This window comes from Couchioplanes azureus (assembly GCF_014648355.1).
Classification (GTDB): domain Bacteria; phylum Actinomycetota; class Actinomycetes; order Mycobacteriales; family Micromonosporaceae; genus Actinoplanes; species Actinoplanes azureus.
In genome coordinates this window covers 117698-140842 of the sequence record NZ_BMQY01000006.1, presented here as the reverse complement: position 1 = coordinate 140842, position 23145 = coordinate 117698, and the positions used below count along the sequence as shown (strand labels likewise).

Below are 23145 nucleotides of genomic sequence, written 5' to 3'. Positions count from 1 at the left end.
CCTGATGCGCCGATACGCCGCCGAGCGGTCAGGCGGATGCGTCGGACAGTCCGGCGACGAACGCGTGCGCCACGTGCCGGCTGTGCGTCAACGTGACCAGCCACGACCGGACCCCCGCCGCGTCGGCGAGCGCGACGGCCCGGCCCGTCAGCGCCAGCCGGGGCTGGCCGCCGGCCAGGCGTACCACCTCGATCTCGGTGAACGCGGCCCCGCTGAGGCCGACCCCGAGCGCCTTCAGCACCGCCTCCTTGGCGGCCAGGCGCGCGGCGAACCGCTCCGCCGGATCGCCGGTACGCAGGCAGTACCCCCGTTCCGCGGCGGTGAAGTACCGATGGGCGAACCGGGGCTGGCGGACCAGGATCCGGCGGACGTCGTCGATGTCGACCAGATCCGTGCCGACGCAGGTGACGAGCCGGCCGCGCACCTCTCCCGCGGCCCGGGTGACGGCTCCGGCCAGGTCGGTGATCGTTTCTGCGCCGGGCCCGCGGTCGCCGGACGGGGTCAGGATGCCCACAGTGTCTCCGCCATCGTGCATCGGTGTCGCAGACCGCGCCCGGCCGCTCGGTATTCTGCACCGGCGCGGACGAGACGGTAAATGATCGACCGGTGTTACTTTCGTCTCGGCGCCGAGACCAGGATCCCTGGTCGGGGGCGCTGCGACGGCCACGTGAAGCAGAGCGGCGCGGACCGCATCCGCCGGGAACGCCGCCGACCGAGAGGACCCCGCCATGACGGTGCAGTTCCCCTTGCAGCCGAACCCCGCTCCGGTGAGCCCCGAGCGGCGGGCCGAGATCATGGCGGACCCCGGCTTCGGCCGCTACTTCACCGACCACATGGCGCGTGCGGTGTGGACGTCCGACGACGGCTGGCGCGACGGCGAGGTGGTCCCGTTCGGCCCGATCCCCATGCATCCGGCGGCGGCGGTCCTGCACTACGCGCAGGAGATCTTCGAGGGGATGAAGGCGTACCGGCATGCCGACGGCTCGATCTGGTCGTTCCGGCCCGAGGCCAACGGCGAGCGCTTCGCCCGCTCGGCCCGCCGGCTGGCACTGCCCGAACTACCCCTGCCGGCCTTCACGGCGTCCGTCGAGGCGCTGGTGCGTGCCGACCGCCAGTGGGTCCCCGACGAGGGCGAGCAGAGCCTCTACCTGCGGCCGTTCATGTTCGCCTCCGAGCCGTTCCTCGGTGTCCGGCCCGCGAAGGAGGTCACCTACATGCTGATCGCGTCTCCGGTGGGCTCGTACTTCTCCGCCGGGGTCAAGCCGGTGTCCATCTGGCTGTCGTCGGCGTACACCCGCGCCGCCCGCGGCGGCACCGGAGAGGCGAAGTGCGGCGGCAACTACGCCGCCAGCCTTGCCCCCATGATCGAGGCCACCGAGCACGGCTGCGAGCAGGTCTGCTTCCTGGACGCCACGCACGGCCGTTACGTCGAGGAGCTCGGCGGCATGAACGTGTACTTCGTGACGGCGGACGGGCGGATCGTCACCCCGGAGCTCGGGACGATCCTCGAGGGCATCACCCGCGCGTCGATCCTCATCCTCGCCAAGGAGCTGGGACTCGAGGTCGAGGAGCGCCCGGTCGAGATCCGCGAGTGGCAGGAGGGCGTGGCGTCCGGCGCGATCACCGAGGTGTTCGCGTGCGGCACCGGCGCCGTCGTCACGCCGGTCGGCAAGCTGGTCTGGGACGGCGGCGAGGTCACGTCCCCGCACGCCGGCGCCGACGACTCGGTGACCATGCGGCTGCGCCGTCACCTGGTCGACATCCAGTACGGCCGGGCAGCCGACCCGTACGGGTGGATGACCCGGCTCGCCTGACGTCCGTCCCCGGCGCCCCCGCCGCTAGCCCGCCTGTTGGTGGGTGGGTACCGTGGCGGCCGCGGTGCCCGCCTGGTCGCCGGCGGTCTCCAGGAGCCGGCTTCCCAGCTCGGTGAGGAGGTGCCGGACGGCGCGGCCGTGCCGATGGGTGCTGACCAGTCCGGCCCGGCGCAGCATCCCGACGTGGATGGAGGCGGTCGGCAGGCTCACGCCCATCCGCCGAGCCAGCTCGGTGGTGGTGCAGCCGGTGCCGATGCCGCGCAGCGCGGTGGCGCGGGCCCGGCCCAGCAGCTCGACGAGGGCCCCGTCGTCGCTCTGGTCGTCGGCTTCCCAGAACCTCTCCTGTTCGCGGCTCGGGTAGAGCAGCAGAGAGCACGGCAGGTCGGCGCTGGACAGCAGCCGCGGCGCGCGCCGGAACAGCGACGGCATCAGGAGCACGTCGCGGCCCGGGACCAGGCTCGGGGTGGTGTCGCTGTCGACGCCGGCATCCTCGACCCATCCGACCGCGGGGTGAAGCCGGCTCAGGACGTGGCCGATTCCCCGCACCACCAGCAGATGCGACTGGAAGGCGAGATCCGACTCCAGGTGCCGGCGCATCCGGGGCCAGTCGTCGGCCAGGCAGGTGTCGAAGAAGCGGCGGACGGCATCGAGGTACGCCGTCACCGCGGCCGGCGGTGATCCCTGCCAGCCGGCGCGGATGGCCGCGATCTCGGCGGTGAGGGTGGGGCTGGCGTACTCGCCCCGGGCGATGGGAGCCAGCAGGTCGCGGGGCGGCGGATCGAGCCGCAGCACCGAGATTGCCAGCGGAACGGCCGCGGGCGAGCGGGAGCCGCGTAACGGGCGCCGGGTCCCGGCGGCGGACCACCGCGGATCCGCCAGCGCCCGCGCGGCTTCCGTCACGGCGCGGACCGGCGAGATGACGAACCGAATCCTGCTCAGGTCGTTCCGGCGATAGCGAACATGGAGCACCGCGGCGTCCTCCCCCTGGACCCTCAGTGGCTGGATTGCGCTACCGGCGCCGTTGCCGTCACGACATGACGAGCACAGACATGCTCGGGAGTGCCCGGGCGCCGAGGCGGCCGGGGCACCTGTCGAACATTAGCCGTAACGATCATGATTCGTCGTCCTTCGTGGATGCGGGTGAACTACCCCACAACGATCGACGGCTATTTGGTCGGGCGTCAAACAGATGGCGTCCGCGATCGCCCTCGTGCCTAACTGGCCGTCCACACGATTCACGGGGGACAGCACGATGGATTCCTACGACCATGCGCCGGTAGCGGTGCTCAGCAGCATCCCGTCCGACTCGCACACCTGGAACCTGGTGTTCCTGCACCTGCTGCTGGAGGAGTCCGGATTCGAGGTGGTCAACCTGGGCGCCTGCACCCCGCTGTCGCTCGTGGTGGGCGAGTGCGTCGAGCGGCGTCCCGACGTGCTCGTGGTCAGCACCGTCAACGGCCACGGCAACATCGAGGGGGCCGAGCTGATCCGCCAGGTCCGCGCCGACGCCCGGCTGGCCGGGCTGCCCGCCGTCATCGGCGGCAAGCTGGGCGTGCACGGCGCCGGCAACGACCGGTACGCGCCCCGGCTGCGGGAAGCCGGCTACGACGCCGTCCTCATCGCCGACGACGCCGTCGCCGGCCTGCGCACCTTCCTGAACCAGCTCCGCACGCTCGCCCCGGCGAGCCGAGACGCCGCGTGACGGCCGGTCACTTCGCCCCGTTCGTCCGGGCCGCCGCCGCGGCCGGGCGCCTGGTCGTCCAGCCCCGGATGGGGTTCGCCGACCCGGGCCGGATGCGGGCCGGCCTCCTCGCCGTGCGCGACGCCCGGGCCACCACGGTGGGCACGGTGACGCTGGACAGCTACACGCGGGTCAACAACCACGCCGGGGCGGCCCGAGCGTTGCTGCAGTCGCAGGACCTCAACGGCTACCCGATCGTCGCCCACGGCTCGGTGATGACGGCGGCCATGCTCGAGGGCCTGCACGGCCCGGACTTCCCGGTGCAGGTCCGGCATGGCTCCGCGCAGCCGCTGGGCATCTTCCACGCGCTGGTGGACTCCGGGCTGGACGCCACGGAGGGCGGGCCGGTCTCGTACTGCCTGCCGTACAGCCGGGTGCCGTTGCGGACGGCCATCGGCGAGTGGGCCGCCTGCTGCGAGCTGCTGGCCGAGGCGGGCCGGGACGGCGGCGGGACCCACCTGGAGAGTTTCGCGGGTTGCATGCTCGGCCAGCTGGCGCCGCCCGGTCTGCTGGTCGCCCTGAGCATCCTGGAGGGCTTGTTCTTCCGCCATCACGGCATCGCCAGCCTTTCGCTCAGCTTCGCCCAGCAGACCCACCCCGGGCAGGACCTGGACGCGTTGCGCGCTCTGCGCCACCTCGCCGGGGAGTTTCTGTCCGACGTGGACTGGCACGTCGTCGCGTACACCTTCATGGGGTTGTTCCCGCAGACTCCGGCGGGGGCGGCGGCGATCCTTCAGGAGAGCGTCGAGCTCGCGGTCCGGGGCGGCGCCGAACGGCTCATCGTGAAGACCGCCGCGGAGGCGTTCCGCATCCCGACGATCGAGGAGAACGTCTCCGCGCTGGAACGCGCCGGCCACCACGCCGCGACGGTACGCCCGGCGGCGTCCCCCGAGTTCCGGCCCGCCGACTCGCCGGCGTACCGGGAGGCGCGGGCCCTCGTCGAGGCGGTCCTCGACCTGCACCCCGAGCCGGGGGAGGCACTGGCCCGCGCGTTCGCCGCCGGCCTGCTCGACGTGCCCTACTGCCTGCACCCGGACAACGCCAACCGGGCCCGCTCCCGGGTGGCTGCCGACGGCCGGCTCCTGTGGGCGGACCCGGGACGGATGCCGCTGCCGGGCGTCCGGGGCGGACACCTCGAGGTGGGCTCCGCCGACCTTCTGCACATGTTGACGTACAACCAGCGGCGGTTCGACGACCCGTCGGCCGCCACCGAAGCACGCGAGCCGGCCGACGGGGCCGCTCACGCGGAGAGGAACTGAACACGATGACCTCGACCGACAGCCGCCTGGCCCAGGTGCAGCGCCGCGGCGCGGTACGCGCCGGAGTGAGCACCGGCATCCGCGGCCTCTCCGCGCCCGACGCCGAAGGCCGGTGGCAGGGCCTCGACGTCGACACCGCCCGCGCCGTCGCCGCGGCGGTGCTGGGCGACGCCGAGGCGGTGGAGTTCGTGCCGATGCCGCCGGCCGAGCGCATGCCCGCCCTGGCCTCCGGCGCCATCGACGTGCTGACCTGCAACGCGACCTGGACGGTGACCCGGGAGACCGGGCACGGCGCGACCTTCGTGGCGACCACCTGCTACGACGGCGGCGCGTTCCTCGTGCCGCGGGCCGCCGGCGTGACGTCGCCGCTCGACCTGGCCGGCCGGCGCATCGGCGTGCTCGGCGGCACCAGCAGCGCGGCCAGTCTCGAGCGCTACTACGCCCCGCACGGCCTGGCCGTCGACGTGGTGCCGTACCCGGACGCCGGTGACGCGCTCGCCGGCTACCGCGACGGCGCGGTCGACGCGTACGTCTGCGACGGGGTGGTCCTGGCCGCCGAGAAGACCCGCCTGGCCGACCCGCAGGCGCACGTGGTCCTTCCCGACCTGATCTCCAAGGAGCCGATGGGTCCCGCCGTGGCCGACGGCGACTCGCACTGGCTCAAGGTGGTCCGCTGGGTCGTCTTCGCGCTCATCGCGGCGGAGGAGGAGGGGCTCACCGCGGCGGCGGCCCGGGCGGGCGACGCCTCGGCGCTGCTCGACGGCCAGGCCGACCTCGGCGCCGCGCTCGGCCTGTCCAAGACCTGGCTGGCCGACGTGATCGGCGCGGTCGGCAACTACGGCGAGGTCTACGACCGCAGCTTCGGCGCGGCCAGCGGCCTCGACGTCCCGCGGGGCCTCAACGATCTGTGGACCCGCGGCGGCCTCATGTACGCCCCGCCGTTCGCCTAGGAGCCTGAGATGACCGGTTCGCCCGGCGCGGTCAGCGCCACCGACAACCGCACCGAGCGGCGCGCACTATTCAAGATCATCGCTGCGATGGCCGGCTGGGGCACCATCGGCCTCTTCGTGCTGGAGTCCGGCCAGGACTCGTTCAACGTGGTCTTCGTACGCTGCGTCGTCGGCGCCGTGTCGCTGGGGCTGCTCTGTCTGATCGGCGGGTACTTCCGGACCTCCGGCCTGACCCCGCGCAAGGCGTTGCTGGCCGCCGCCGGCGGGGTCTGCCTGGTCTTCAACTGGGTCTTCCTGTTCAAGTCCTTCGAGCAGACCTCGCTCACGGTCGCCACGGTGGTCTACCACACCCAGCCCTTCTACGTGCTCTTCCTCGGGGCGCTGCTGTTCCGGGAGCGGCTCACGAAGGCGAAGATCGGTTGGGTGGTGCTGGCCTTCGCGGGACTGGTGCTGACCACCGGCCTGTGGACCGCGCTGGGCGACGAGCCGTTCAGCCGCCGCCAGGTTCTCGGCATCCTGAACGGGTTGGCCGCGGCGCTCCTGTACGCACTGGCCACCATCGCGGCCAAGCGGCTCAAGGGCGTCCGGCCGCAGATCACCGCGTTCATCCAGGTGCTGATCGGCATTCCGCTGCTGGTGCCGTTCGTCCAGTTCAGCGCCCTGCCCGAGGCGAGCAGTTCGGCCTGGCTGTGGCTGGTCGCGCTCGGCGTGTTCCACACCGGGGTGCTCTACAACCTCATGTACTCGGCCCTGCCGAGCCTGCCCAGCTCGACGATCGCCGTGGTGGCGTTCGTCAACCCGGCGGTCGCCATCCTCACCGACGTGGTCGCCTACGGTCACCGGCCCAGCATCGGCGAGGTCGTGGGCATCATCCTCATCGTCCTGTCGAGCCTCGGCGTGACGCTCAACTGGCGCCCGTGGCAGCGCTCGACCGTCGCGCCGCCGGTCGCCGCGGCTGCCGAGCCGCCGGTCGCGCCGGCTGCCGCGCCGCCCGTCATCCCTACCGTCACGGAAAGCAGATCGGGATCATGACGACCCTCTCCACCCCGCCCGCGGTCCACCGGGCCGAGGACCACCAGCGCGGCACCGGCCGCCGCCCGCTCCCCGTCGCGATCGTGGGCGCCACGGGCGCCGTCGGCCGCACACTGATGCACCTTCTCGTCGATCGGGGTTTCCCCGTCGGTGCCTGCACGCCGGTCGCGTCGGCCCGATCCGCCGGCAGCCGCATCGCCGTGCCCGGCGGCGACGCGGTGGTGCGTGACCTCGACACGTTCGACTTCACCGGGGTCGCGCTGGCGTTCTTCTCCGCCGGCACGGCGACCAGCACCCGCCACGGCCGGCGCGCCGCCGCCCAGGGCGCCCTGGTGATCGACAACACCAACGCCTTCCGGATGGCCGACGACGTGCCGCTGGTCGTGCCGCAGGTCAACGGCCACCTGCTCGACCGGGTGCCGGAGAGCAACCTGATCGCGAACCCGAACTGCTCCACCATCCCGCTGGTACGGCTGCTCGCCCCGCTGCGGGCCCGGTACGGCCTGCAGCGGGTCACGGTCAGCACCTACCAGGCCGCCTCGGGCCAGGGTCAGGGCGGTATCGACGAGCTCCGGACCCAGGCTGCCGCCGCGCTCGCCGATCCGGCGGCGTACGGGCCGACCGACCGGTTCGGGCTGCCGCTGGCCTTCAACCTGATCCCGCGGATCGACGCCATGCTGGACAGTGGCTTCACCCTGGAAGAGCAGAAGATGCGCCAGGAGAGCCGCAAGATTCTCGGCGTTCCGGGACTCGACGTCACCGCCACCTGCGTACGCGTGCCGGTGGTCAACGGCCACTCGGAGACGGTGGTGCTCGACAGCGACTCCGCCCTGGACGCCGCGGAACTGGCCGAGCTCTTCGCGGCGCAGCCGGAGGTGCGGGTCTGGCGCGACGAGGTGCCCACGCCGCGCACCGTCGACGACCCCGACCTGGTGCACGTCGGGCGGATCCGGGTGGACCCCGAGAACCCGCGGCGCGCGGCGTTCTGGCTGGTCGCCGACAACCTGCGGATCGGGGCGGCACTGAACGCGGTGCAGATCGCCGAGGCACTGGTGGATCGGGGCACGCTGTGAGCGACGTACGCGTCATGAAGTTCGGTGGCTCCAGCTTCGCCAGCCCCGGGCACTTCGAGAGGGTCGCCGGCTACGTGGCGGACCGGGTCCGCGCCGGAGACAAGGTCGTGGTCGTCACCAGCGGCATGCCGGGCTCCACCGAGGGATTGCGGCAGCAGGCCATGACCGTGAACGCGGAGGCGAGCGGCGCCGCGCTGCTCGGCCTGCTGCCCCTGGCCGACGCGATCGGTGCCGCGCTGCTGCGCACCGCGCTGGAGCGCACCGGGCTCGGCGTGGAACTGCTGCATCCGCATCGCAGCGGCCTGGTCAGCACGGTGGGGCGCGGCCAGGCGGCCACCCTGACCGGGGTCGATCCCGCCCCGATCCGGGGCCATCTCGCCGGTGGCGACGCCGTCGTCCTGGCCGGTGGGCAGGCCGTCGACCCGCACGGCCGGCCGACGTGGCTGGGCAAGAACAGCTCCGACCTCAGCGCCGTGGCGATCGCCGTCGCGCTGGGGTTGGACAGCTGTGACATCCACTCCGACGTCAACGGCGTCTACGACGCGGATCCCAACCAGGTGTCCGGCGCCCGGCTGATCCCCCGGCTGCGCTACGACGACGTGCTGACCATGGCGCGTTCCGGCGCCAAGGTGTTGCACGCCGGGGCGGTGCGTCACGCCGCCGACGGTGGCGTGCGGATCGTCTGCCGGCTCAACTCGGGTGCCTTCGACGCGGGCTCCGTGATCGGCGCGGACGGCCCGCCGGTCGACGCCGTCGTGGCCGACGAGCGGTCGGTCGTCGCGGTCTTCGCCACGGACGCGGACGCCGAGCGGGCGTACGGGCGCCTGGAGGCCGAAGGGGCGACCGTGCACCGGTTCACGGCGACGCACCGCCCGACGCTCGTGGTGACCGGCGCGTACTTCGACGTGGCCGGCCTCCTGCGGGCCGGCGGCCACGCTGCCGAGATCACCGGGGAACGGCTGGTGACGGTCGTACGCGCCGGGCAGCCCCAGCGCCGGCTGGTGGCCGCCGCGGACCTCGTGCCCACGGCCCGGTCGGCGCATGCGGAGCTGGTCGCGCTGGGATCGTCCGGCCCGGCTCGGTCCGACCTGATGCCGGCCGGCCGCTGACCGGGGCCGAGACTGCCGAAAGTGCGGCCCTGACCAGCAGGAATGCTGGTCAGGGCCGCATGTTTGCGATCGCTGTCAGCCGAGAACGGTGGCCGGCGTGGAAGCCTGGAAGTCGCCGGTCCGGTAGGCCACCACCTGGTAGCGGTTGCCCGGGGCCCACGCGCCGTCGGTCCAGCCCTCGGTGTTGGTGCCGGCGACGAGGCCGACCCGGTCGATGAGGTGCTGCTCGCCGGCGAGCGAGTTGTCGATCACCAGGAACGGCTCGGCCTTCACCGCACCGGCCGGGGCCACGAACGCGTACGACGAGGTGACCCAGTTGCTGGTCGAGGCGAACGTGTACTTGTTCGTGGGTACGGCCACCTGCCCGAGCGACTTGTTGGTCGCGTCGCGCCAGGTGATGCCGGAGCGGACCATGCGGCCGCTGTTGGTGACCGCCTTGTACGAGGCGACCGTGGTGTAGGTGGCGCCGGCCGTGACCGGGACGCCCGGGCCGTTGGCCGTGACCGTACGGTTGGTCGCGCCGGTGGTGACCAGCAGCGAGCCGTTGCCGATCGCGGCGTCGCCGGTCTTGGCCGCGACGGTGCCGCCGGAGAGGCTCCATCCGGTGACGCCGGACTCGAAGCCGGACTGCGCGGCGGTGAGCAGGTTGCCCGGGATGGTGTGGCTGCCGACCGGGTAGGTGGCCACCTCGACACCGTTGCGGTAGACGCGGTAGCCGGCGATCGGGCTGTAGCCCTTCGACGGGTCCTGCGGCACCGACTCCGACCAGGTGAACGTGCCGTTGGTGACGGCCAGGTTGGTCGGCGCGTTGGCCGCCATGCTGCCGTACTTGCGCTGGCCGCCGAGCGTGCGGCTGACGACGTTCCAGCCCTCGCCGTTGGCGTCGGTCAGCTGGATGTCGCTGACCGAGATCTCCGAGCTGTTGCTCGCACCGATCTGCATGCCGTACCAGGTGGTGGGCCGCTCCTGGTCGTCGACGATGGTGTTGTGGTGCACCTTGTCGCCCTTGCCGATGCCGATCGCGATGCCGACGGGGTCGTAGCCGGCGTAGTAGGTCTCGCCGTCCATGCCGACGTTGGTGATCACGTTGCCGGTGATGGTGTCCGGCGCGTCCTTGTGCGCGTTCGCCACACCGCCGATCATGATCCCGGCCTTGCCCGCGTTCGTGATCACGTTGTCGGTGATCGTGTTGTTGCCGCCGGGCGCGACGGTGTGCGCCTTCACCACGTCCCGGTAATCGTCGTAGTTGGCCGTGATGCCGTTGTCGAAGGTGTCCCGGATCCGGTTACGGGTGACCACGATGTCGCGGGTGTTGGTCACGTTCAGGTTCTCGCCCTCGTGGGGCTTGTAGTTGGCGTTCGACTTGAGGACGATGTTGGCGCCCTTCAGGTCGTTGTCGCTGACCACGCCGCCGACGACGGACTCCAGGTAGACCGAGCCGTAGGCCTCCACCTTGCGCAGGTTGGCGTAGTACCGGTTGGCGACCACCTTGTTGTTGCGGAACGTGACGTTCTTGGCGTGGGTGAAGTCGAAGCTGTTGCCCCGGATCGTCTGGTCCCACTGGTTGTGCTCGATCACGGTGCCGGTGTTCTGGCCGCCGCCGCCGATGTTGTCCTCGTCGCCGCTGCCGGCGCCGCCCCAGTTGTCCCACCGGTTGTCGATGATGTGGACGTCGCGGGTCTTGGTCACCCACAGCTTGAAGTAGTTGAAGTTGGTGAAGCGGACCTGCTGGACGGTCCAGCGGTGCCCGGCCTTGATGCCGCCGCCGGCGTTGCGCTCCGTGTCCCAGTTGCTCTCGCACCCGGTCGGGAACTGCGCGTCGGGCAGGATGGTCGGCTCGGTGCTGCCCGTCTCGGAGAAGTCGCCCTTGCCCTTGAGGCACCGGCCGTTGAGGGTCAGGTCGGAGACCGTGTTGACGCTGCCCGGCGCCGGGTCCGGGTTGGTCAGGTCGATGTTCACCGAGGGCCGGACGATGAAGTTGTAGTTGAAGTTGCCCCACGGCGCGCTGTCGGCGATCTTGATGGCCGTCGTCTTGATGCCCGAACCGCGCAGGTTGACGTTCGGCGGCACCTGCAGCGGCCAGGTGACCGAGTACGTGCCCTCGCTCAGCAGCACCGTCTCCGGTACGGCCGGGGTGACGACGGTGCCGTTGGCGTCCACGACCGCGGCCTGGGCCCGGCCGCCGGCGGCGGTCAGCGCGTCCTGAATCGTGCGCCAGTCGTCGCCGGTGGCGCTCGGCGTGGCCAGCGTCACGCACCGGGGGTCCGGGTCGCACTCGGCCGCGGTCACGGGCGCCGGGCTGACGGTCGCGTCCAGCGAGTAGGGAGCGTCCGGCACCTCGGTCGCGGCGTTCGCTGCGGAGGTGCCGAGGGGAAGTGCGGGGGAAGCCGCGGCGACCAGGACGGCAGGCAGTGTGCGCAGCGCCGTCCGTAGCGGGCGTCGTGGTTGGTGAGTCAAGTCCACTCCAGGGGTCGGTTGCCGGCGGGGATCCGGCAGGGTGCATTCGCTGCTCAGGTACGGCTGGACTGACCGGAACCTAAGCTTCGAGGGGGTTGATGTGGGCTGCCGGAACAGTCGTGCCGGCAGCCGGTCGGCGGATCCGCCTCACCCTGTCGGGCGATCCGTCGCGCCGGTGGGTGCGGCCGGAGCCGACAACCGGCTAGCTTCGCGTTTGCACCCGTTCTGCTCCGTCCCACCGGCCGCGCTGGTCTCTCCGTCCACCGGGCGGGGGGACTAGAGAGCTTCCGCGCTATCTGCTACATGGCAGATTGAACTATGGCCACCGGACTGGTGGCTGTGGTTGACTCTGACGCAGGCAGTCAGGGCGAGTTCCGGATGGATGACGCGGCAGGTGGCGGCAACCGGCTGCCGCGTCGACCGGATCTCCGGCGTGAGGAGCGAGGCGGGAATTCTCTCGGAGTCGCGGTCGCGGCCAGTTCCTTCCTTGCCGGCAGTGCGGAAGGAGTTCGTACGGATGCGCACCTACTATCGCGGTCCCGACGCAGTGGTAACCGAAAAGTATTTCGTCTGGCGTACCAGTCCTGCCAAAGTTTTCGTCATCGAGGAATTGCGAGACATCGAGCTGGTGCGCGGCCGGCCCGGGGGATGGGGCTCCGGGGAGGCGCTGATCGCGATGGCCGCCGTCGTCACCCTTACGAGCGTCGGGTGGACCCTCGGGGGAGTGGTTGTCGCGCTTCCGGCCGCCCTGGTGGGTAGCGTTCTGGCGGGCACTCTCGCCGCGAACCGGCGGCGGGCCACCCGCTCGTGGTATCTGCAGGCTTACCGCAACGGTGGGCGGGTAACCCTGTACTCGGCTGTGGACGCTCGCGTATTCAACCAGGTCACTCGTGCGCTCCGCCGAGCGGTGGAGGACTCGCGGCGCCCTCGTGACGTCCGTGGCTTGGTAGTGGCCTGATCACATGCTGTTTGCGGCTCGTGACAAATATCGGTTCGATGAATCTTGCGCGCCCGAACGCGTCATCTGATAAGACCATGGTTAGGCTGACGCGCGACCTCGCTGACTGCCTGCTGGCAGGCAGCGAGGTTGCACATTGCATGCTGGACGTTATCCGACTTCGACGCTGAAGGACTCATGGCTGAGGTTGTCTCGCCTACCGTCGCACGCAGGCGCGTGCGTCTGGCGCTGCGCGAGGCACGTGAGCAGGCCAATCTGACCCAGCAGCAGGTGGCCGACGAGATGGAATGGTCGCTGAGCAAGGTCATCCGCATCGAGAACGGCGACGTGACCATCGCCCCCAACGATCTGCGGCCGCTGCTCAACTTCCTGCAGGTGAAGGACAAGTCGGTCATCGCCGCGTTGCTGGTCGACGCCCGGATCGCCAGGACGCGGCAGCGGCAGGCATGGCATCAGAAGCCCCAGTTCCGCGAGGTCCTCAGCGACGCACACCGGAAATTGATCGAGTACGAGGCCGAGGCGACGGCGATCAGGTATTTCTCGATCTACTTCATTCCCGGACCATTGCAGCTCCCGGCGTACGCGGAAGCCCTGATGCAGTTGTATGTCGGCGAGATGCCCGAGGACCGGATCCGGGGTGTCCTCGACGCGCGGCAGCGCCGGCGGGAGGCATTACTTTCCCGGGTCGGCACCGTTGAACTGTTCGTGCTGCTGGACGAGTCGGTGCTGATGCGCCCGATCGGCGGGGCCGCCGTCTTCACGGATCAACTCCGGGAATTGCAACGGCTGGCGGACGAAGGCGCGATCAAGCTTCGCATGGTGCCGTTCACGCTGGAGGCGCCGGTCACCAACAATGCGTCCTTCGATCTTCTTTCCCTCGATGCCAACGACAGCGAGGGAATGCTGCTCTACCACGAGAATGGTCTCTCCGACGAGGTGATCGAGACCAAGTCCACCACCATGCGGCACCGCAACCGGTACGACCTGGTGTGGCAGGAAGCTCTTGATGAATCAGACACGATCGACTTCATCCGCAAGAGGATAGACCTGGAATCGGCCGCCACAGGCCGCCAACGGGAACCCCGATAACTATGAGCCCGCGTGCTCATAGGGGATCACGCGGGCGGGCTGCAGTGTGAGAGGCGAACGATGAACGGCGTCAGCGTGCCCGCATGGCGGAAGAGCAGCAAGTGCGCGAACAGCACCTGCGTGGAAGTGGCCCGGGTCGAGGATGACTATCTGATCCGTGACTCGAAGCGGCCTGACCTTCCTGCCCTCTCGTTCACGAGAGAAGAGTGGGTGGCCTTCCGCGACGGCATGCTGGCGGGTGAGTTCGACCTGTGAAGTGAGCGCGCGTTCCCGCGCGGAAGACGTGTCAAAGCGGGCGTAGGGCGGACAAATCCGTCGCCCAAACAGCCCCATTAACCGCGATTCGGCACAGTCATCGTGGTTCACTCATTCTCGCCTCCTGTCGTGTTCTGCGGCTGTCGCCTACCGTGGATTCGGGAACCGACTCGGAGGAGTAGGCATGAGTGACCGAACGGAGCAGACGGTTGTCTGGCGTCGGGCCAGCAGATGCGGAACCACCAGCTGCGTCGAGGTTGCCAAGATCGGACACGACTTCGCCGTCCGTGACTCCAAGAATCCACAGCAGCAGCACCTGCGCTTCACCGCGCAGGAATGGTCCGCGTTTGCTTCCGCGGTCAAGCGGGGCGAATTCGACCTTTGAGGTCGTCCGTAGATGGGCGTGAAGATTGCCTGATCAAGCGGTTGCGGCGCCATACTGTTCCGGTGGGGAAGTTCGAGCCTTCGCTTGATCCGTACCGTTGCGAACCCACCGGGCGTGCGCGGTACCAGGTACTGCACGACGCCGCCGAGGTGCTGCTCGACGAGCTGGCCGGACAGTACGTCGTGGACCGGCGGGAGACCAAGGAACCCGCCGGTCCCGGGCCGTACGCCGAGCATGTGCGCACCGTGCGGCTGATTCCCCGGCATCCGGCGGCCGCGCCGCTGTCCATCGCCTTCACCGATTTCCCGGGCGTCGTGCTGCGGCTCGGCCGGTGGTTCGTCGAGACCTTCCCGCACGGCGAGCAGGGCGACGAGGACCCGTCCGAGCTGATCGCCGGCCTGCGGGCCCGGATGGACGCGCACGTCGAGGGCGGGCTCTGGGAGCGGGTGCGCCGGGGGCTGACGGGGTCGGTGCGCGAGACCCGGCTGATCGGCCGCGGTCTGCGGATCAGCCGGCAGGCACCGGTCGACAACCGCGAGGCGCGCGCCGCGCGCCGCGACGGCTTCGCCGCGGCGGTGCAGTGGGCGCCCTGGTCGCGACGGGCCCCCCAGGATGCCGGCCGCCCCTGACGACGCTTCCGGCCGGACGGCGTACGCCGCGACGCTGGATAGGATCCGACCGTGGTGGCGGACTGGGACGTGGCCGTGGTCGGTGCGGGTCCGGGCGGCCTGGCGGCGGCCCATGCGGCGGCGTCGGCCGGGGCGCGGACCCTGGTGCTCGAACGCGCCGTGCACCCGCGCTACAAGACCTGCGGCGGCGGGTTGATCGGCACGTCGCTGTCCTGGTCCGGCTCCCGGATCTCCGTGCCCTCCCGGGACACGGTCGACGCGATCACCTTCACCGACCGCGGGCGCCGGGCCTTCACCCGCCGGACGGCGGACCGCCCGCTGCTGACGATGGTGCGGCGGGACGACTTCGACTTCGCCTGGTACGAGGCCGCGACCGCCGCCGGTGCCGAGGTGCGCCAGAACGCACTGGTCCGCTCGATCGACCAGGACGACGCCGCCGCGCGGGTGACCCTCGCCGACGGTGAGGTGATCTCCGCCCGCACGGTGATCGGCGCCGACGGCTCGGCCGCGATCACCTCACGGTACGTCGGCGTCACGTTCGACCAGCAGGATCTGGGCCTCGAATTCGAGCTGGCGGCGACGGCCGAGGACCGCGCCGCGTACCGGGGCCGGGTGGTGCTCGACTGGGGTCACGTTCCCGGCTCCTACGGCTGGGTCTTCCCGAAGGGCGACCAGCTCACCGTCGGCGTCATCATGGCGAAGGGCAAGGGCGCCGAGACGAAGCGCTACCTGGCGGAGTTCGCCGGCGGTCTCGGCCTCGCCGATCGCCCGGTGGTCCGCGACTCGGGCCACCTGACGCGCTGCCGCCGGGCGGATGCGCCGCTGCGCCGCGGCCGGGTGATCGTGGTGGGCGACGCGGCGGGACTGCTGGAACCGTGGACCCGGGAAGGCATCAGTTTCGCGCTGCGCTCCGGCACCTGGGCCGGCGAGATCGCGGGGCGGGCCCGGACACCCGACGCTCTTTGCGAGTACGAGCTCCTGGTGAACCGGCATCTGGCGCCGGACATGGCGGCAGGTCGCCGGCTTCTCCGGCTCTTCGCCCGGCATCCGCGGCTCATGCATGCCGCGATGGCGACGCCGCCGGGCTGGCGGGCGTTCCAGGCCTCGTGCCGGGGCGAGTTGTCGATGGCCCAGGTGCTGCGGCGGACCTCGGTCCGGCTGGCGGTCGGGATCCTCGGCGGATCGTCGTGACCGGCAGCCGGTGCGCGCGACCTCGGGCCGACGTCGCGCGCACCTTTGATCAAGGGATCACTCGAAGGCGAACTGACCCTCGTTGACTCCTCGCACGAACGCCGCCCATTCCTCCGCGGTGAAACTCAGCGGGGCGATGTCCGGGTCCTTCGAGTCGCGGATCAGGTAGTTGTCCTCGACCCGAGCCACTTCGACGCAAGTAGCGTTGCTGCAGTAGCTGCTCTTGCGCCACTGGGGCGCCTCGATCGTACTCAATATTCCACTCCGATTCTTCGTCCGCGTCATTGCCGTCTTCGTGACCATTGGTGATCGTGTCGCCAACTTCCCGCCGAGCCCGCCCGGTGTGCGGGCGCGGCGGGATCGTGGTGAGGAACGCGAAGTCGATCGTGTCGACTTCATCGATCTGTTCCCGAGCTCGCTGGTCCGGGCGGGAGAGCGTGCCGGTTACGGCGTCCAGCCCGTCAGCGAAGACAAGGTGGTGCCGACCATCGGTGACCTGATGCAGGGTGAGGTGCGAATGCTCGAGCGTGTCGCACAGAGCCGGACGCACGGTCGTGCGTACGACGATTGGCGAGACGACCTCAGCCATGGGTCCTTCGACGTCGAAGTGCAGCGGTGCCGAAAAAGCAAAGTGCCACCTCGCTGATTGCCATCATGCAGCCAGCGAGGTCGCCGCTTACTCTGCCACTGTCCTATCAAAACGAGCAAGGAGCCGTGCAAGTTTCATCGAAAAGAGACTTGTCACGAAGGAGGGCGCCCGAGACCCCCGGCCGGCCCGGTCAGGCCGCCGCGAAGTCGTCCCAGGACGACGGCGGCCGGGCATCCTCGATGGCTCGGCGCAGTGCCCTGCTGACCTGGTTGAACACGCGCGCGTCGGCGGACTGGTACAACTCCACGGACTGGCCGCGATAGGTGGCCTGCAACAGCCACGTCCGAGGCCGGCCGCGGCGCAGGAGGGCGGCGGCGGCCAGTCCGAAACCCGCCAGCCCGGCGAAGCCGATCGCGTACAGCGGCGAGATCCGCCACAACGGGAGTGCCGCGGCCAGCACCATCGCGGTTGCGCCGGCCAGCGCGAGGGCCGGGGTGCCGGGCTGCTCGGCGCTGGTGATGCCCACCTCGCGCAGGTCTCGGATCAGAAACGCCCTCGTCGTCGTGGGCGTGCGGTGGACGAAGTGTTCGCTGGTCACCATCGCGTCCGGGCCACGGTAGTAGAGGCGCATGACGAACTCCCCCTCCCGACTCCTTGCGAGGAGGAGGAAAGGCGAGCCACCATTGGCGCAGAGAGAATTCCCCGCCTCGCTCGTGTGTCACAGAGCTGAACCCGTGCGTCGCGAAGTGGAAAGCCGTCAACGGCACCCGGTTGCCGCCGGGTGCCGTTGCTTCGTGCTTCCAGCTCCGCCTTCTTGCCTGACCTCAGTACAGCACGCCACCCGGCTGTTCGCCACACTTCAACTTGCTATATCGCAGATTGCGTACAAGCCGAGTGTTCTCTCAGCTCGCCAGCACCACCGGCACCAGGGCCAGGACGGCGGGCATGGCCTGCACGAACAGGATCCTGCGGCTGGCGGTCGCGGCGCCGTAAATTCCGGCGACGACGACGCAACACAGGAAGAAAATCTGGAACTCCGCGTCGCCGGTGACCAGGCCGTAGATCAGCCCGGCGGCGAGGAAGCCGTTGTAGAGACCCTGGTTCGCGGCCAGGGTGGCACTTTCCGCGGCGAACTCGGCGGTGGTACCGAACGTGGCGCGCACCCGTTCTGTCCGCCAGAGGAACATCTCGAGCACGAGGATGTAGACGTGGATGAGGGCCACGAGGCCCACCAGGATCGTCGCGGCGGTCTCCATGGGCACCACCCTAGCGATCATCATTCATCGACGGGCGTAACAGGAGGCAGCGGGCGTTTCATCGACAGATCGACCGGGTAGGCCCACGGGGGTCGCGCCAGAAGCAGCAGTTGAGGGAGGGCGAGCGCCACCATGGAGAGCCGACTCAAGGTCGCCGGCCAGGCGGTCCAGCCCGTCCTCGTGATGTTTCCCCTGGGGTTGTTCGCGATGGCGGTCCTCTTCGACATCGGCGACCTCCTCGGCGGCCCGGGCATCCTCGGCGCGCTCGCGTACTGGAACATCGTCGCCGGGCTCCTCGGTGGCATCCTGGCGGCGGTCGCCGGGGCGATCGACCTGATGCTCGTGCCGCACGGCACCCCGGCGAAGCGCGTGGGCGTCCTGCGGAACCTCGCCAACATGGGGGTGCTCATCCTCTTCGCGGTGATCCTCATGCTCCGTATGCGCAGCCCCGAGCGGGTCGCCGGCGTCGGTCTGCTCCTGGTCGAGCTGCTCGCACTGACCGGCGCGTTTCTCGGTGCCTGGTACGGCGGCGAACTGGTCAACCGCCGACCCGCCACGTTTGCCCGCCCCCACCCCGGGAACCGGATTCTCTGAACGCCGGAAGGCACCGCCGAGAGAAAGGGGGAACCGGCATGACCGTTTCGATCAAGGGCAAGCGCGTGGCGTTCCTCGCGACCGACGGCGTGGAAGAAGTGGAGTACACGCAGCCTCGCAAGGCCGTGGAGGACGCCGGGGGCGAGGCCGAGCTCGTGTCCATCAGGACCGGCGAGATCCAGGCCGTCAACCACCTGGACAAGGCCGGTACATACGCGGTGGACAAGCAGGTCAAGGACGTGGACGTGGGTCAGTACGACGCCCTCGTGCTGCCCGGTGGCGTGGCCAATCCGGACTTCCTGCGCACCGACCCGGACGCGGTCCGCTTCGTCCGCGACTTCTTCGCGGCGGGTAAGCCGGTCGCGGCCATCTGCCACGGCCCGTGGACCCTGGTGGAGGCGGGCGTCGTCGACGGCCGCACGCTCACCAGCTGGCCGAGTCTGCGCACGGACCTCGCCAACGCCGGTGCGACCTGGGTCGACGAGCAGGTCTACGTCGATCAGGGCCTGGTGACGAGCCGAAAGCCGGACGACCTGCCGGCCTTCTGCGACAAGTTGCTCGAGGAGATCGCCGAGGGCACCCACCAACGGGCCTGACCTGCCGGGACGCTGTCCTTTCCGGACGGCGCCCCGGTGTCACTTCACCACCATGCGGCCCGTGTTCTCGAAGGACCTCAGGTCGGCCAGCGTTTCCTCGATGATGCGCGAGCGCGGGCCCGGCAGGGCGTCGAGCGCGAAGAAGCCGGCGTCGACCGACTCCTCCGTCACCTTCTGCAGCTCGCCCTCCCAGCTGTCGATCCGGAAGGACATGAGAATCTGCTGATAGGTGTGACCCCACCCGTTGGTGAAGGTGTAGGCGCTGTAGAACGCGAACGGGGTCAGCGCCGTCGCCCGCAGCCCGGTCTCCTCCCAGACCTCGCGGATCGCGCACTCCTCCATGCTCTCGCCCAGCTCCATCGCTCCGGCCGGGATCGCCCAGCGGTGGTTGTCGGAGCGCTGGATGAGCAGCAGCCGGCCCTGCTCGTCGAAGATCACCCCTCGGGCTCCCACGAACAGCAGCGTGTCGGCGTCGCCGACGCTGCCGCGAACCCGACCCAGATAAGACTCAGCCCACGTCAATCCCACGCGACAAGACTAGTCAGGCGGACTTGCGCGCAGGCTTCTTCGCCGGCGTCGCCTTCTTGGCAGCCCCGCTCTTCGTGGCCTTGGCGGCGGTCTTCTCGGCCCCGGTGGCCTTGGCCGTGCTCTTCGTGGCCGTGCTCTTCGTGGCCGTGCTCTTCGTGGCCGTGCTCTTCGTGGCCGTGCTCTTCGTCGCCGTGGCCTTCTTGGCGGCGGTCTTCTTGGCGGGCGGGGCCTCGACGGCGCGCGCACGCTCCTCGGGGTTCTCGCCGCGGGCCTTCTTCGCCCGCTCGACGGAGGCCTTGAGCGCCGCCATCAGGTCGACCGCGGCCGCCGGCGCCTCCTCGACCTCCTCGGGTGCGACGATCTCGCGGCCCTCGATCTTGGCGTCGATGACCTCCTGCAGCGCCGCGCGGTAGTTGTCGGTGAACTCCTCCGGCTTGAAGCTGCCGGCCATGGAGTCGATCAGCGAGGCGGCCATCGCCAGCTCCGCCGGGCGGGTCTCGATGTCGTCGTCCAGGAAGCCGAAGTCGGGGGTGCGGACCTCGTCGGGCCAGAGCATCGTGTTGAGGACCAGGACGTCGTCGTGGACCCGCAGGGTGGCGAGCTGTTCGCGCTGGCGCAGCGCGACCTTGACGATCGCGACCCGGTCGGCCTCGGTCAGCGCGTCGCGCAGCAGCACGTACGGCTTCGCGGCCTGTCCCTCCGGCTCCAGGTAGTAGGCCTTGGCGAAGAGCAGGGGATCGATCTGGTCGGCGGGAACGAACTGCAGCACGTCGATCGCCCGGGACGTGGTGAGCGGCAGCTCGGCGAAGTCCTCGTCGGTGAGGATCACCATTTCGCCACCGCCGATGTCGTAGCCCTTGGCGATGTCGTCGTAGCTGACCACCTCGCCGTCGATCGAGCAGGTGCGCTGGTACTTGATGCGGCCACCGTCGGTGCGGTGCACCTGGTGGAAGCGAATGTCCTTCTCCTCGGTGGCCGAGAAAAGTTTGACAGCGATCGACACCAGGCCGAATGAGACCGCGCCCTTCCAGATCGCCCGCATTGTCGCCTCCTACCCCCGTGAGCAGCCGCTCGATCAAGGATTGCATTAGTGAGACCCCTGCGTAAGGTGTTCGTCCCTGCCTAAGGTGATCGAGTGCCGGGTGCGCCGCTGTCTCCCATGCTCGCCACCGCGGGCCCGCTTCCGCTCGGCGCCGGCTGGAGCTACGAGTTCAAGTGGGACGGCGTCCGCGTGCTCGCCTCGTTCTCCGGTGGGGCCCCACGGCTGTGGGCGCGTTCCGGAACGTCGGTGACGCTCGCCTATCCGGAGGTCGCCTCCCTGTCCCTGCCGCCGGACTCGCTGCTCGACGGGGAGATGGTGGTGCTCGACGCGGCCGGGCGGCCGTCGTTCACCGCGCTGGCCGAACGGATGCACGTCCGGGATCCGGGCAAGGCCGCGCGCCTGGCGGCGACGCTGCCGGTCACGTACATGGTCTTCGACATCCTTCGGTACGCGGGCGAGTCGCTTCTCGACCTCCCGTACGCGCAGCGGCGCGCCCGGCTCGAAGAGCTGGATCTGGGTGCGGGGTGCTGGATGGTGCCTCCGGTGTTCGCCGACGGGCACGCCACCGCGGCGGCCGCCCGGGAGAACAGCCTCGAGGGCGTGGTCGCCAAGCGGCTGGACACGCCCTACCTGCCCGGGGCCCGGTCGGGCGACTGGGTCAAGGTCAAGTTCGACCGGACCGGCGACTACGTCATCGGCGGGTGGCGGCCCGGGGCGCGCCGGCTCGGCGGGCTGCTGGTCGGCGTGCCGGGTCCGGGCGGAGGGCTGCGCTTCCGGGGCCGGGTGGGCGGGGGGATCGGCGCGGACGCGGAACGGGAGCTGCTGGCCGTGCTGGGGCCGATCGCCAGCGCGGAGTCGCCGTTCGCCGCGGGTGCGGTGCCGCGGGAGGATGCGCGCGGCGCGCACTGGGTAAGGCCCGAGCTGGTGGTCGAGGTGCGCTACGGCAACCGTACGCCCGACGGACGGTTGCGGTTCCCGCGCTTCCTGCGGCTGCGCCCGGACAAGACGCCCGCGGAATGTGTGGAGGACGACGATGGCTAGACCCGGCCCTCGCTTCGCCGTCCAGATCGAGGGACGCGATCTGGAGCTGTCGAACCTCGACAAGATCATGTATCCCGAGGCCGGGTTCACCAAGGGCGAGGTCATCGACTACTACACCCGGATCGCGCCGGTGCTGCTGCCGCATCTGCGGGACCGCGCGCTGACCCGGATCCGCTATCCCAACGGCGTCGACGGCGCGCACTTCTTCGAGAAGAACGCACCCGGCGGAACCCCTTCCTGGGTACGGCTGGAAACCCTGCCCGTACCCGGCTCCACCAAGTCCCGGGAGACCATCGACTTCGTGGTGGTGGACGAGCTGGCGACGCTCGTCTGGGTGGCGAACCTGGCGTCGCTGGAGCTGCACACCCCACAGTGGCGGATCGGCGAGCACCCCGACCTGATGGTGGTGGACCTCGACCCCGGCGCCCCGGCCGGGCTCCGGGAGTGCTGTGCGGTGGCGATGCTGACGCGCGACCGGCTCGGCGAGGACGGGCTCAGCGCGTACCCGAAGACCTCCGGGAAGAAGGGCATGCAGCTGTGCGTGCCCATCTCCGGTACGCAGGACTCCGAGGTCGTCTCGGGCTACGCCAAGCGGGTGGCGGAGGAGCTGTCGGCGCGGGTGCCGGGCTCGATCACGGCGAAGATGGCCCGCGCCATCCGGCCCGGGAAGGTCTTCATCGACTGGAGCCAGAACGCCGCGGCCAAGACCACGGTGGCGCCGTACTCGCTGCGGGCCCAGGGGTCGCCGACCGCCTCCACCCCGTTGACCTGGGATGAAGTGGAGGCGATGGCGCTCGGTGAGGAGCCGGCCCGGCAGTTCGGCGCGGGCGAGGTGCTCGAGCGCGTCGATGCGTACGGCGACCTGCTCGACGATCTTCTGCGCCCCGGGCCGGCGGTGCCGTAAGCCGTCTTGAGGTACCTTGCGACGCAAGGTACCGTGTGCCGCATGGCAGACGTGGCGCAGTTGTCGACCGGTCTGCGGCGCGGAACGCTCGAATTCTGCGTGCTCGCCATGGTGGAGCACGAGGACCGGTACGGGACCGAGATCGTGCGCCGCTTCGGCGACGAGACGAACCTCGCCGCCTCCGAGGGCACCATCTACCCGCTGCTGTCCCGGCTGCGCCGGGTCGGCTGGCTCGACAGCAAATGGAGCGAGTCGCCGTCGGGCCCGCCCCGGCGCTACTACGCCCTCACCGACAGCGGCCGGTCGGCGCTCGCGCACTTTCGCACGGAATGGGTTTCCTTTCGACAGACCGTCGACCGTCTCGTAGGGACCGGTGGGGAATGAGCAGCGACCAGTACGACCGCGTCGTCGGCGAGTACCTGCACGAGATCGAGCAGCGGCTGCACGGCCTGCCGGTGCTGCACCGCCGGGAGCTGCTCGGCGACCTGGAGGCGCACATCGCGACCGCGCGGGCCGAGCCCGGCGTCTCGTCGGAGGCCGAGCTGCTGCACGTCCTGGAGCGCCTCGGCGCTCCGGCGGTCGTGGCCGCGGCGGCCTACGAGGAGGCCGGCCTGCCCCAGCCGGCCGTCCCGTTCCCGCCGGTGCCGGCGGGA

The 23145-nt window shown here is 70.4% G+C and carries 28 protein-coding genes; 20 read left to right on the top strand and 8 right to left on the bottom strand.

What is annotated here, in order from left to right; translation table 11 throughout:
• Window positions 1-28: 28 nt before the first annotated feature.
• Complete coding sequence (acpS, locus tag IEY99_RS22220) at window positions 29-514, bottom strand: holo-ACP synthase (protein WP_229799097.1); 486 nt, start codon at window positions 512-514, stop codon at window positions 29-31.
• A 214-nt stretch (window positions 515-728) separates the two neighbouring features.
• Here acpS and IEY99_RS22215 point away from each other — a divergent pair, with 214 nt between their 5' ends.
• Window positions 729-1814, top strand: coding sequence for a branched-chain amino acid aminotransferase (locus tag IEY99_RS22215; RefSeq protein ID WP_189205961.1), 1086 nt, complete (start codon window positions 729-731; stop codon window positions 1812-1814).
• Window positions 1815-1838: 24 nt separating this feature from the next.
• Here the strand turns inward: IEY99_RS22215 and IEY99_RS22210 are convergent, their stop codons facing one another.
• Complete coding sequence (locus IEY99_RS22210) at window positions 1839-2783, bottom strand: ArsR/SmtB family transcription factor (protein ID WP_189205960.1); 945 nt, start codon at window positions 2781-2783, stop codon at window positions 1839-1841.
• A gap of 283 nt (window positions 2784-3066) precedes the next feature.
• Between IEY99_RS22210 and IEY99_RS22205 the strand changes: the two genes are divergently transcribed.
• Genes IEY99_RS22205 through IEY99_RS22180 form a run of 6 tightly spaced genes read left to right on the top strand, consistent with a single transcriptional unit; the run spans window position 3067 to window position 8978 of the window.
• Window positions 3067-3516, top strand: coding sequence for a cobalamin B12-binding domain-containing protein (locus tag IEY99_RS22205; protein ID WP_189205959.1), 450 nt, complete (start codon window positions 3067-3069; stop codon window positions 3514-3516).
• The gene (locus IEY99_RS22200) at window positions 3513-4814 is read left to right on the top strand and encodes a methylaspartate mutase (RefSeq protein WP_189205958.1); all 1302 of its coding nucleotides are present in this window, start codon (window positions 3513-3515) and stop codon (window positions 4812-4814) included. The genes IEY99_RS22205 and IEY99_RS22200 overlap by 4 nt, the downstream gene beginning before the upstream one ends.
• 5 nt (window positions 4815-4819) lie before the next feature.
• The gene (locus tag IEY99_RS22195; protein ID WP_189205957.1) at window positions 4820-5764 is read left to right on the top strand and encodes an amino acid ABC transporter substrate-binding protein; all 945 of its coding nucleotides are present in this window, start codon (window positions 4820-4822) and stop codon (window positions 5762-5764) included.
• Window positions 5765-5773: 9 nt separating this feature from the next.
• Window positions 5774-6796: a DMT family transporter gene (locus tag IEY99_RS22190; RefSeq protein WP_189205956.1), complete on the top strand. Its 1023-nt coding sequence runs from the start codon at window positions 5774-5776 to the stop codon at window positions 6794-6796.
• A complete protein-coding gene (locus tag IEY99_RS22185) occupies window positions 6793-7869 on the top strand; it encodes an aspartate-semialdehyde dehydrogenase (RefSeq protein WP_189205955.1) in 1077 nt (358 codons plus the stop codon). Before IEY99_RS22190 ends, IEY99_RS22185 begins: the two co-directional genes overlap by 4 nt.
• On the top strand, window positions 7866-8978 hold the full coding sequence (locus IEY99_RS22180; RefSeq protein ID WP_189205954.1) for an amino acid kinase family protein: 1113 nt from the start codon (window positions 7866-7868) through the stop codon (window positions 8976-8978). The genes IEY99_RS22185 and IEY99_RS22180 overlap by 4 nt, the downstream gene beginning before the upstream one ends.
• 75 nt (window positions 8979-9053) lie before the next feature.
• Here the strand turns inward: IEY99_RS22180 and IEY99_RS22175 are convergent, their stop codons facing one another.
• Entirely contained in the window at window positions 9054-11435 is a 2382-nt protein-coding gene (locus tag IEY99_RS22175; RefSeq protein ID WP_189205953.1) for a carbohydrate binding domain-containing protein, read from the bottom strand.
• Between the two features lie 517 nt (window positions 11436-11952).
• On the opposite strand from IEY99_RS22175, the gene IEY99_RS22170 reads away from it, so the two are divergent.
• From IEY99_RS22170 to IEY99_RS22145, 6 genes are all read left to right on the top strand, one after another.
• Entirely contained in the window at window positions 11953-12393 is a 441-nt protein-coding gene (locus tag IEY99_RS22170) for a DUF6232 family protein (RefSeq protein WP_189205952.1), read from the top strand.
• Window positions 12394-12609: 216 nt separating this feature from the next.
• The gene (locus tag IEY99_RS22165; RefSeq protein WP_229799095.1) at window positions 12610-13482 is read left to right on the top strand and encodes a helix-turn-helix domain-containing protein; all 873 of its coding nucleotides are present in this window, start codon (window positions 12610-12612) and stop codon (window positions 13480-13482) included.
• Window positions 13483-13542: 60 nt separating this feature from the next.
• Entirely contained in the window at window positions 13543-13737 is a 195-nt protein-coding gene (locus tag IEY99_RS22160) for a DUF397 domain-containing protein (RefSeq protein ID WP_189205950.1), read from the top strand.
• A gap of 184 nt (window positions 13738-13921) precedes the next feature.
• Window positions 13922-14122, top strand: coding sequence for a DUF397 domain-containing protein (locus tag IEY99_RS22155; protein ID WP_189205949.1), 201 nt, complete (start codon window positions 13922-13924; stop codon window positions 14120-14122).
• A gap of 62 nt (window positions 14123-14184) precedes the next feature.
• Window positions 14185-14751: a DUF6226 family protein gene (locus tag IEY99_RS22150; RefSeq protein ID WP_189205948.1), complete on the top strand. Its 567-nt coding sequence runs from the start codon at window positions 14185-14187 to the stop codon at window positions 14749-14751.
• Window positions 14752-14805: 54 nt separating this feature from the next.
• Window positions 14806-15942 carry a geranylgeranyl reductase family protein gene (locus IEY99_RS22145; protein ID WP_189206224.1) on the top strand — a complete coding sequence of 379 codons (1137 nt, stop codon included), beginning with the start codon at window positions 14806-14808 and terminating at the stop codon, window positions 15940-15942.
• A gap of 57 nt (window positions 15943-15999) precedes the next feature.
• Here IEY99_RS22145 and IEY99_RS22140 read toward each other — a convergent pair whose 3' ends face one another.
• Entirely contained in the window at window positions 16000-16197 is a 198-nt protein-coding gene (locus IEY99_RS22140) for a DUF397 domain-containing protein (protein ID WP_229799093.1), read from the bottom strand.
• 40 nt (window positions 16198-16237) lie between these two features.
• Between IEY99_RS22140 and IEY99_RS22135 the strand changes: the two genes are divergently transcribed.
• On the top strand, window positions 16238-16588 hold the full coding sequence (locus IEY99_RS22135) for a hypothetical protein (RefSeq protein ID WP_189205946.1): 351 nt from the start codon (window positions 16238-16240) through the stop codon (window positions 16586-16588).
• 133 nt (window positions 16589-16721) lie between these two features.
• Here the strand turns inward: IEY99_RS22135 and IEY99_RS22130 are convergent, their stop codons facing one another.
• Both IEY99_RS22130 and IEY99_RS22125 read right to left on the bottom strand, forming a co-directional pair.
• Entirely contained in the window at window positions 16722-17162 is a 441-nt protein-coding gene (locus IEY99_RS22130) for a DUF6232 family protein (RefSeq protein WP_189205945.1), read from the bottom strand.
• A 271-nt stretch (window positions 17163-17433) separates the two neighbouring features.
• Window positions 17434-17787, bottom strand: a complete 354-nt coding sequence (locus IEY99_RS22125; RefSeq protein WP_189205944.1) for a DUF1304 domain-containing protein — start codon at window positions 17785-17787, stop codon at window positions 17434-17436.
• Between the two features lie 132 nt (window positions 17788-17919).
• Between IEY99_RS22125 and IEY99_RS22120 the strand changes: the two genes are divergently transcribed.
• The gene (locus IEY99_RS22120) at window positions 17920-18381 is read left to right on the top strand and encodes a DUF2231 domain-containing protein (protein ID WP_189205943.1); all 462 of its coding nucleotides are present in this window, start codon (window positions 17920-17922) and stop codon (window positions 18379-18381) included.
• 38 nt (window positions 18382-18419) lie between these two features.
• Window positions 18420-18977 (top strand): type 1 glutamine amidotransferase domain-containing protein, encoded by a 558-nt coding sequence (locus IEY99_RS22115; RefSeq protein WP_189205942.1) that lies wholly within the window; start codon window positions 18420-18422, stop codon window positions 18975-18977.
• Window positions 18978-19016: 39 nt separating this feature from the next.
• Here IEY99_RS22115 and IEY99_RS22110 read toward each other — a convergent pair whose 3' ends face one another.
• Window positions 19017-19505 carry an NUDIX domain-containing protein gene (locus tag IEY99_RS22110; protein WP_189205941.1) on the bottom strand — a complete coding sequence of 163 codons (489 nt, stop codon included), beginning with the start codon at window positions 19503-19505 and terminating at the stop codon, window positions 19017-19019.
• A 13-nt stretch (window positions 19506-19518) separates the two neighbouring features.
• The gene (ku, locus tag IEY99_RS22105; protein WP_189205940.1) at window positions 19519-20547 is read right to left on the bottom strand and encodes a non-homologous end joining protein Ku; all 1029 of its coding nucleotides are present in this window, start codon (window positions 20545-20547) and stop codon (window positions 19519-19521) included.
• A gap of 93 nt (window positions 20548-20640) precedes the next feature.
• Here ku and ligD (IEY99_RS22100) point away from each other — a divergent pair, with 93 nt between their 5' ends.
• The 4 genes from ligD (IEY99_RS22100) to IEY99_RS33860 all read left to right on the top strand — a co-directional run.
• Window positions 20641-21588: a non-homologous end-joining DNA ligase gene (gene ligD, locus IEY99_RS22100; protein WP_189205939.1), complete on the top strand. Its 948-nt coding sequence runs from the start codon at window positions 20641-20643 to the stop codon at window positions 21586-21588.
• Window positions 21581-22492 (top strand): non-homologous end-joining DNA ligase, encoded by a 912-nt coding sequence (gene ligD / locus IEY99_RS22095; RefSeq protein ID WP_189205938.1) that lies wholly within the window; start codon window positions 21581-21583, stop codon window positions 22490-22492. The genes ligD (IEY99_RS22100) and ligD (IEY99_RS22095) overlap by 8 nt, the downstream gene beginning before the upstream one ends.
• A 42-nt stretch (window positions 22493-22534) precedes the next feature.
• A complete protein-coding gene (locus tag IEY99_RS22090; protein ID WP_071805113.1) occupies window positions 22535-22876 on the top strand; it encodes a PadR family transcriptional regulator in 342 nt (113 codons plus the stop codon).
• On the top strand, window positions 22873-23145 hold a 273-nt coding region (locus IEY99_RS33860; RefSeq protein ID WP_229799091.1), incomplete at its 3' end, for an HAAS signaling domain-containing protein. The genes IEY99_RS22090 and IEY99_RS33860, both read left to right, overlap by 4 nt.

Bases quoted from the DNA above. Each gene is read 5' to 3' on its own strand.
- IEY99_RS22215 (WP_189205961.1), top strand. From the start codon at position 729: ATGACGGTGCAGTTCCCCTTGCAGCCGAACCCCGCTCCGGTGAGCCCC.
- IEY99_RS22205 (WP_189205959.1), top strand. From the start codon at position 3,067: ATGGATTCCTACGACCATGCGCCGGTAGCGGTGCTCAGCAGCATCCCG.
- IEY99_RS22195 (WP_189205957.1), top strand. From the start codon at position 4,820: ATGACCTCGACCGACAGCCGCCTGGCCCAGGTGCAGCGCCGCGGCGCG.
- IEY99_RS22190 (WP_189205956.1), top strand. From the start codon at position 5,774: ATGACCGGTTCGCCCGGCGCGGTCAGCGCCACCGACAACCGCACCGAG.
- IEY99_RS22185 (WP_189205955.1), top strand. From the start codon at position 6,793: ATGACGACCCTCTCCACCCCGCCCGCGGTCCACCGGGCCGAGGACCAC.
- IEY99_RS22170 (WP_189205952.1), top strand. From the start codon at position 11,953: ATGCGCACCTACTATCGCGGTCCCGACGCAGTGGTAACCGAAAAGTAT.
- IEY99_RS22160 (WP_189205950.1), top strand. From the start codon at position 13,543: ATGAACGGCGTCAGCGTGCCCGCATGGCGGAAGAGCAGCAAGTGCGCG.
- IEY99_RS22155 (WP_189205949.1), top strand. From the start codon at position 13,922: ATGAGTGACCGAACGGAGCAGACGGTTGTCTGGCGTCGGGCCAGCAGA.
- IEY99_RS22130 (WP_189205945.1), bottom strand. From the start codon at position 17,162: ATGCGCCTCTACTACCGTGGCCCGGACGCGATGGTGACCAGCGAACAC.
- IEY99_RS22125 (WP_189205944.1), bottom strand. From the start codon at position 17,787: ATGGAGACCGCCGCGACGATCCTGGTGGGCCTCGTGGCCCTCATCCAC.
- IEY99_RS22120 (WP_189205943.1), top strand. From the start codon at position 17,920: ATGGAGAGCCGACTCAAGGTCGCCGGCCAGGCGGTCCAGCCCGTCCTC.
- IEY99_RS22115 (WP_189205942.1), top strand. From the start codon at position 18,420: ATGACCGTTTCGATCAAGGGCAAGCGCGTGGCGTTCCTCGCGACCGAC.
- ku (WP_189205940.1), bottom strand. From the start codon at position 20,547: ATGCGGGCGATCTGGAAGGGCGCGGTCTCATTCGGCCTGGTGTCGATC.
- ligD (WP_189205938.1), top strand. From the start codon at position 21,581: ATGGCTAGACCCGGCCCTCGCTTCGCCGTCCAGATCGAGGGACGCGAT.
- IEY99_RS22090 (WP_071805113.1), top strand. From the start codon at position 22,535: ATGGCAGACGTGGCGCAGTTGTCGACCGGTCTGCGGCGCGGAACGCTC.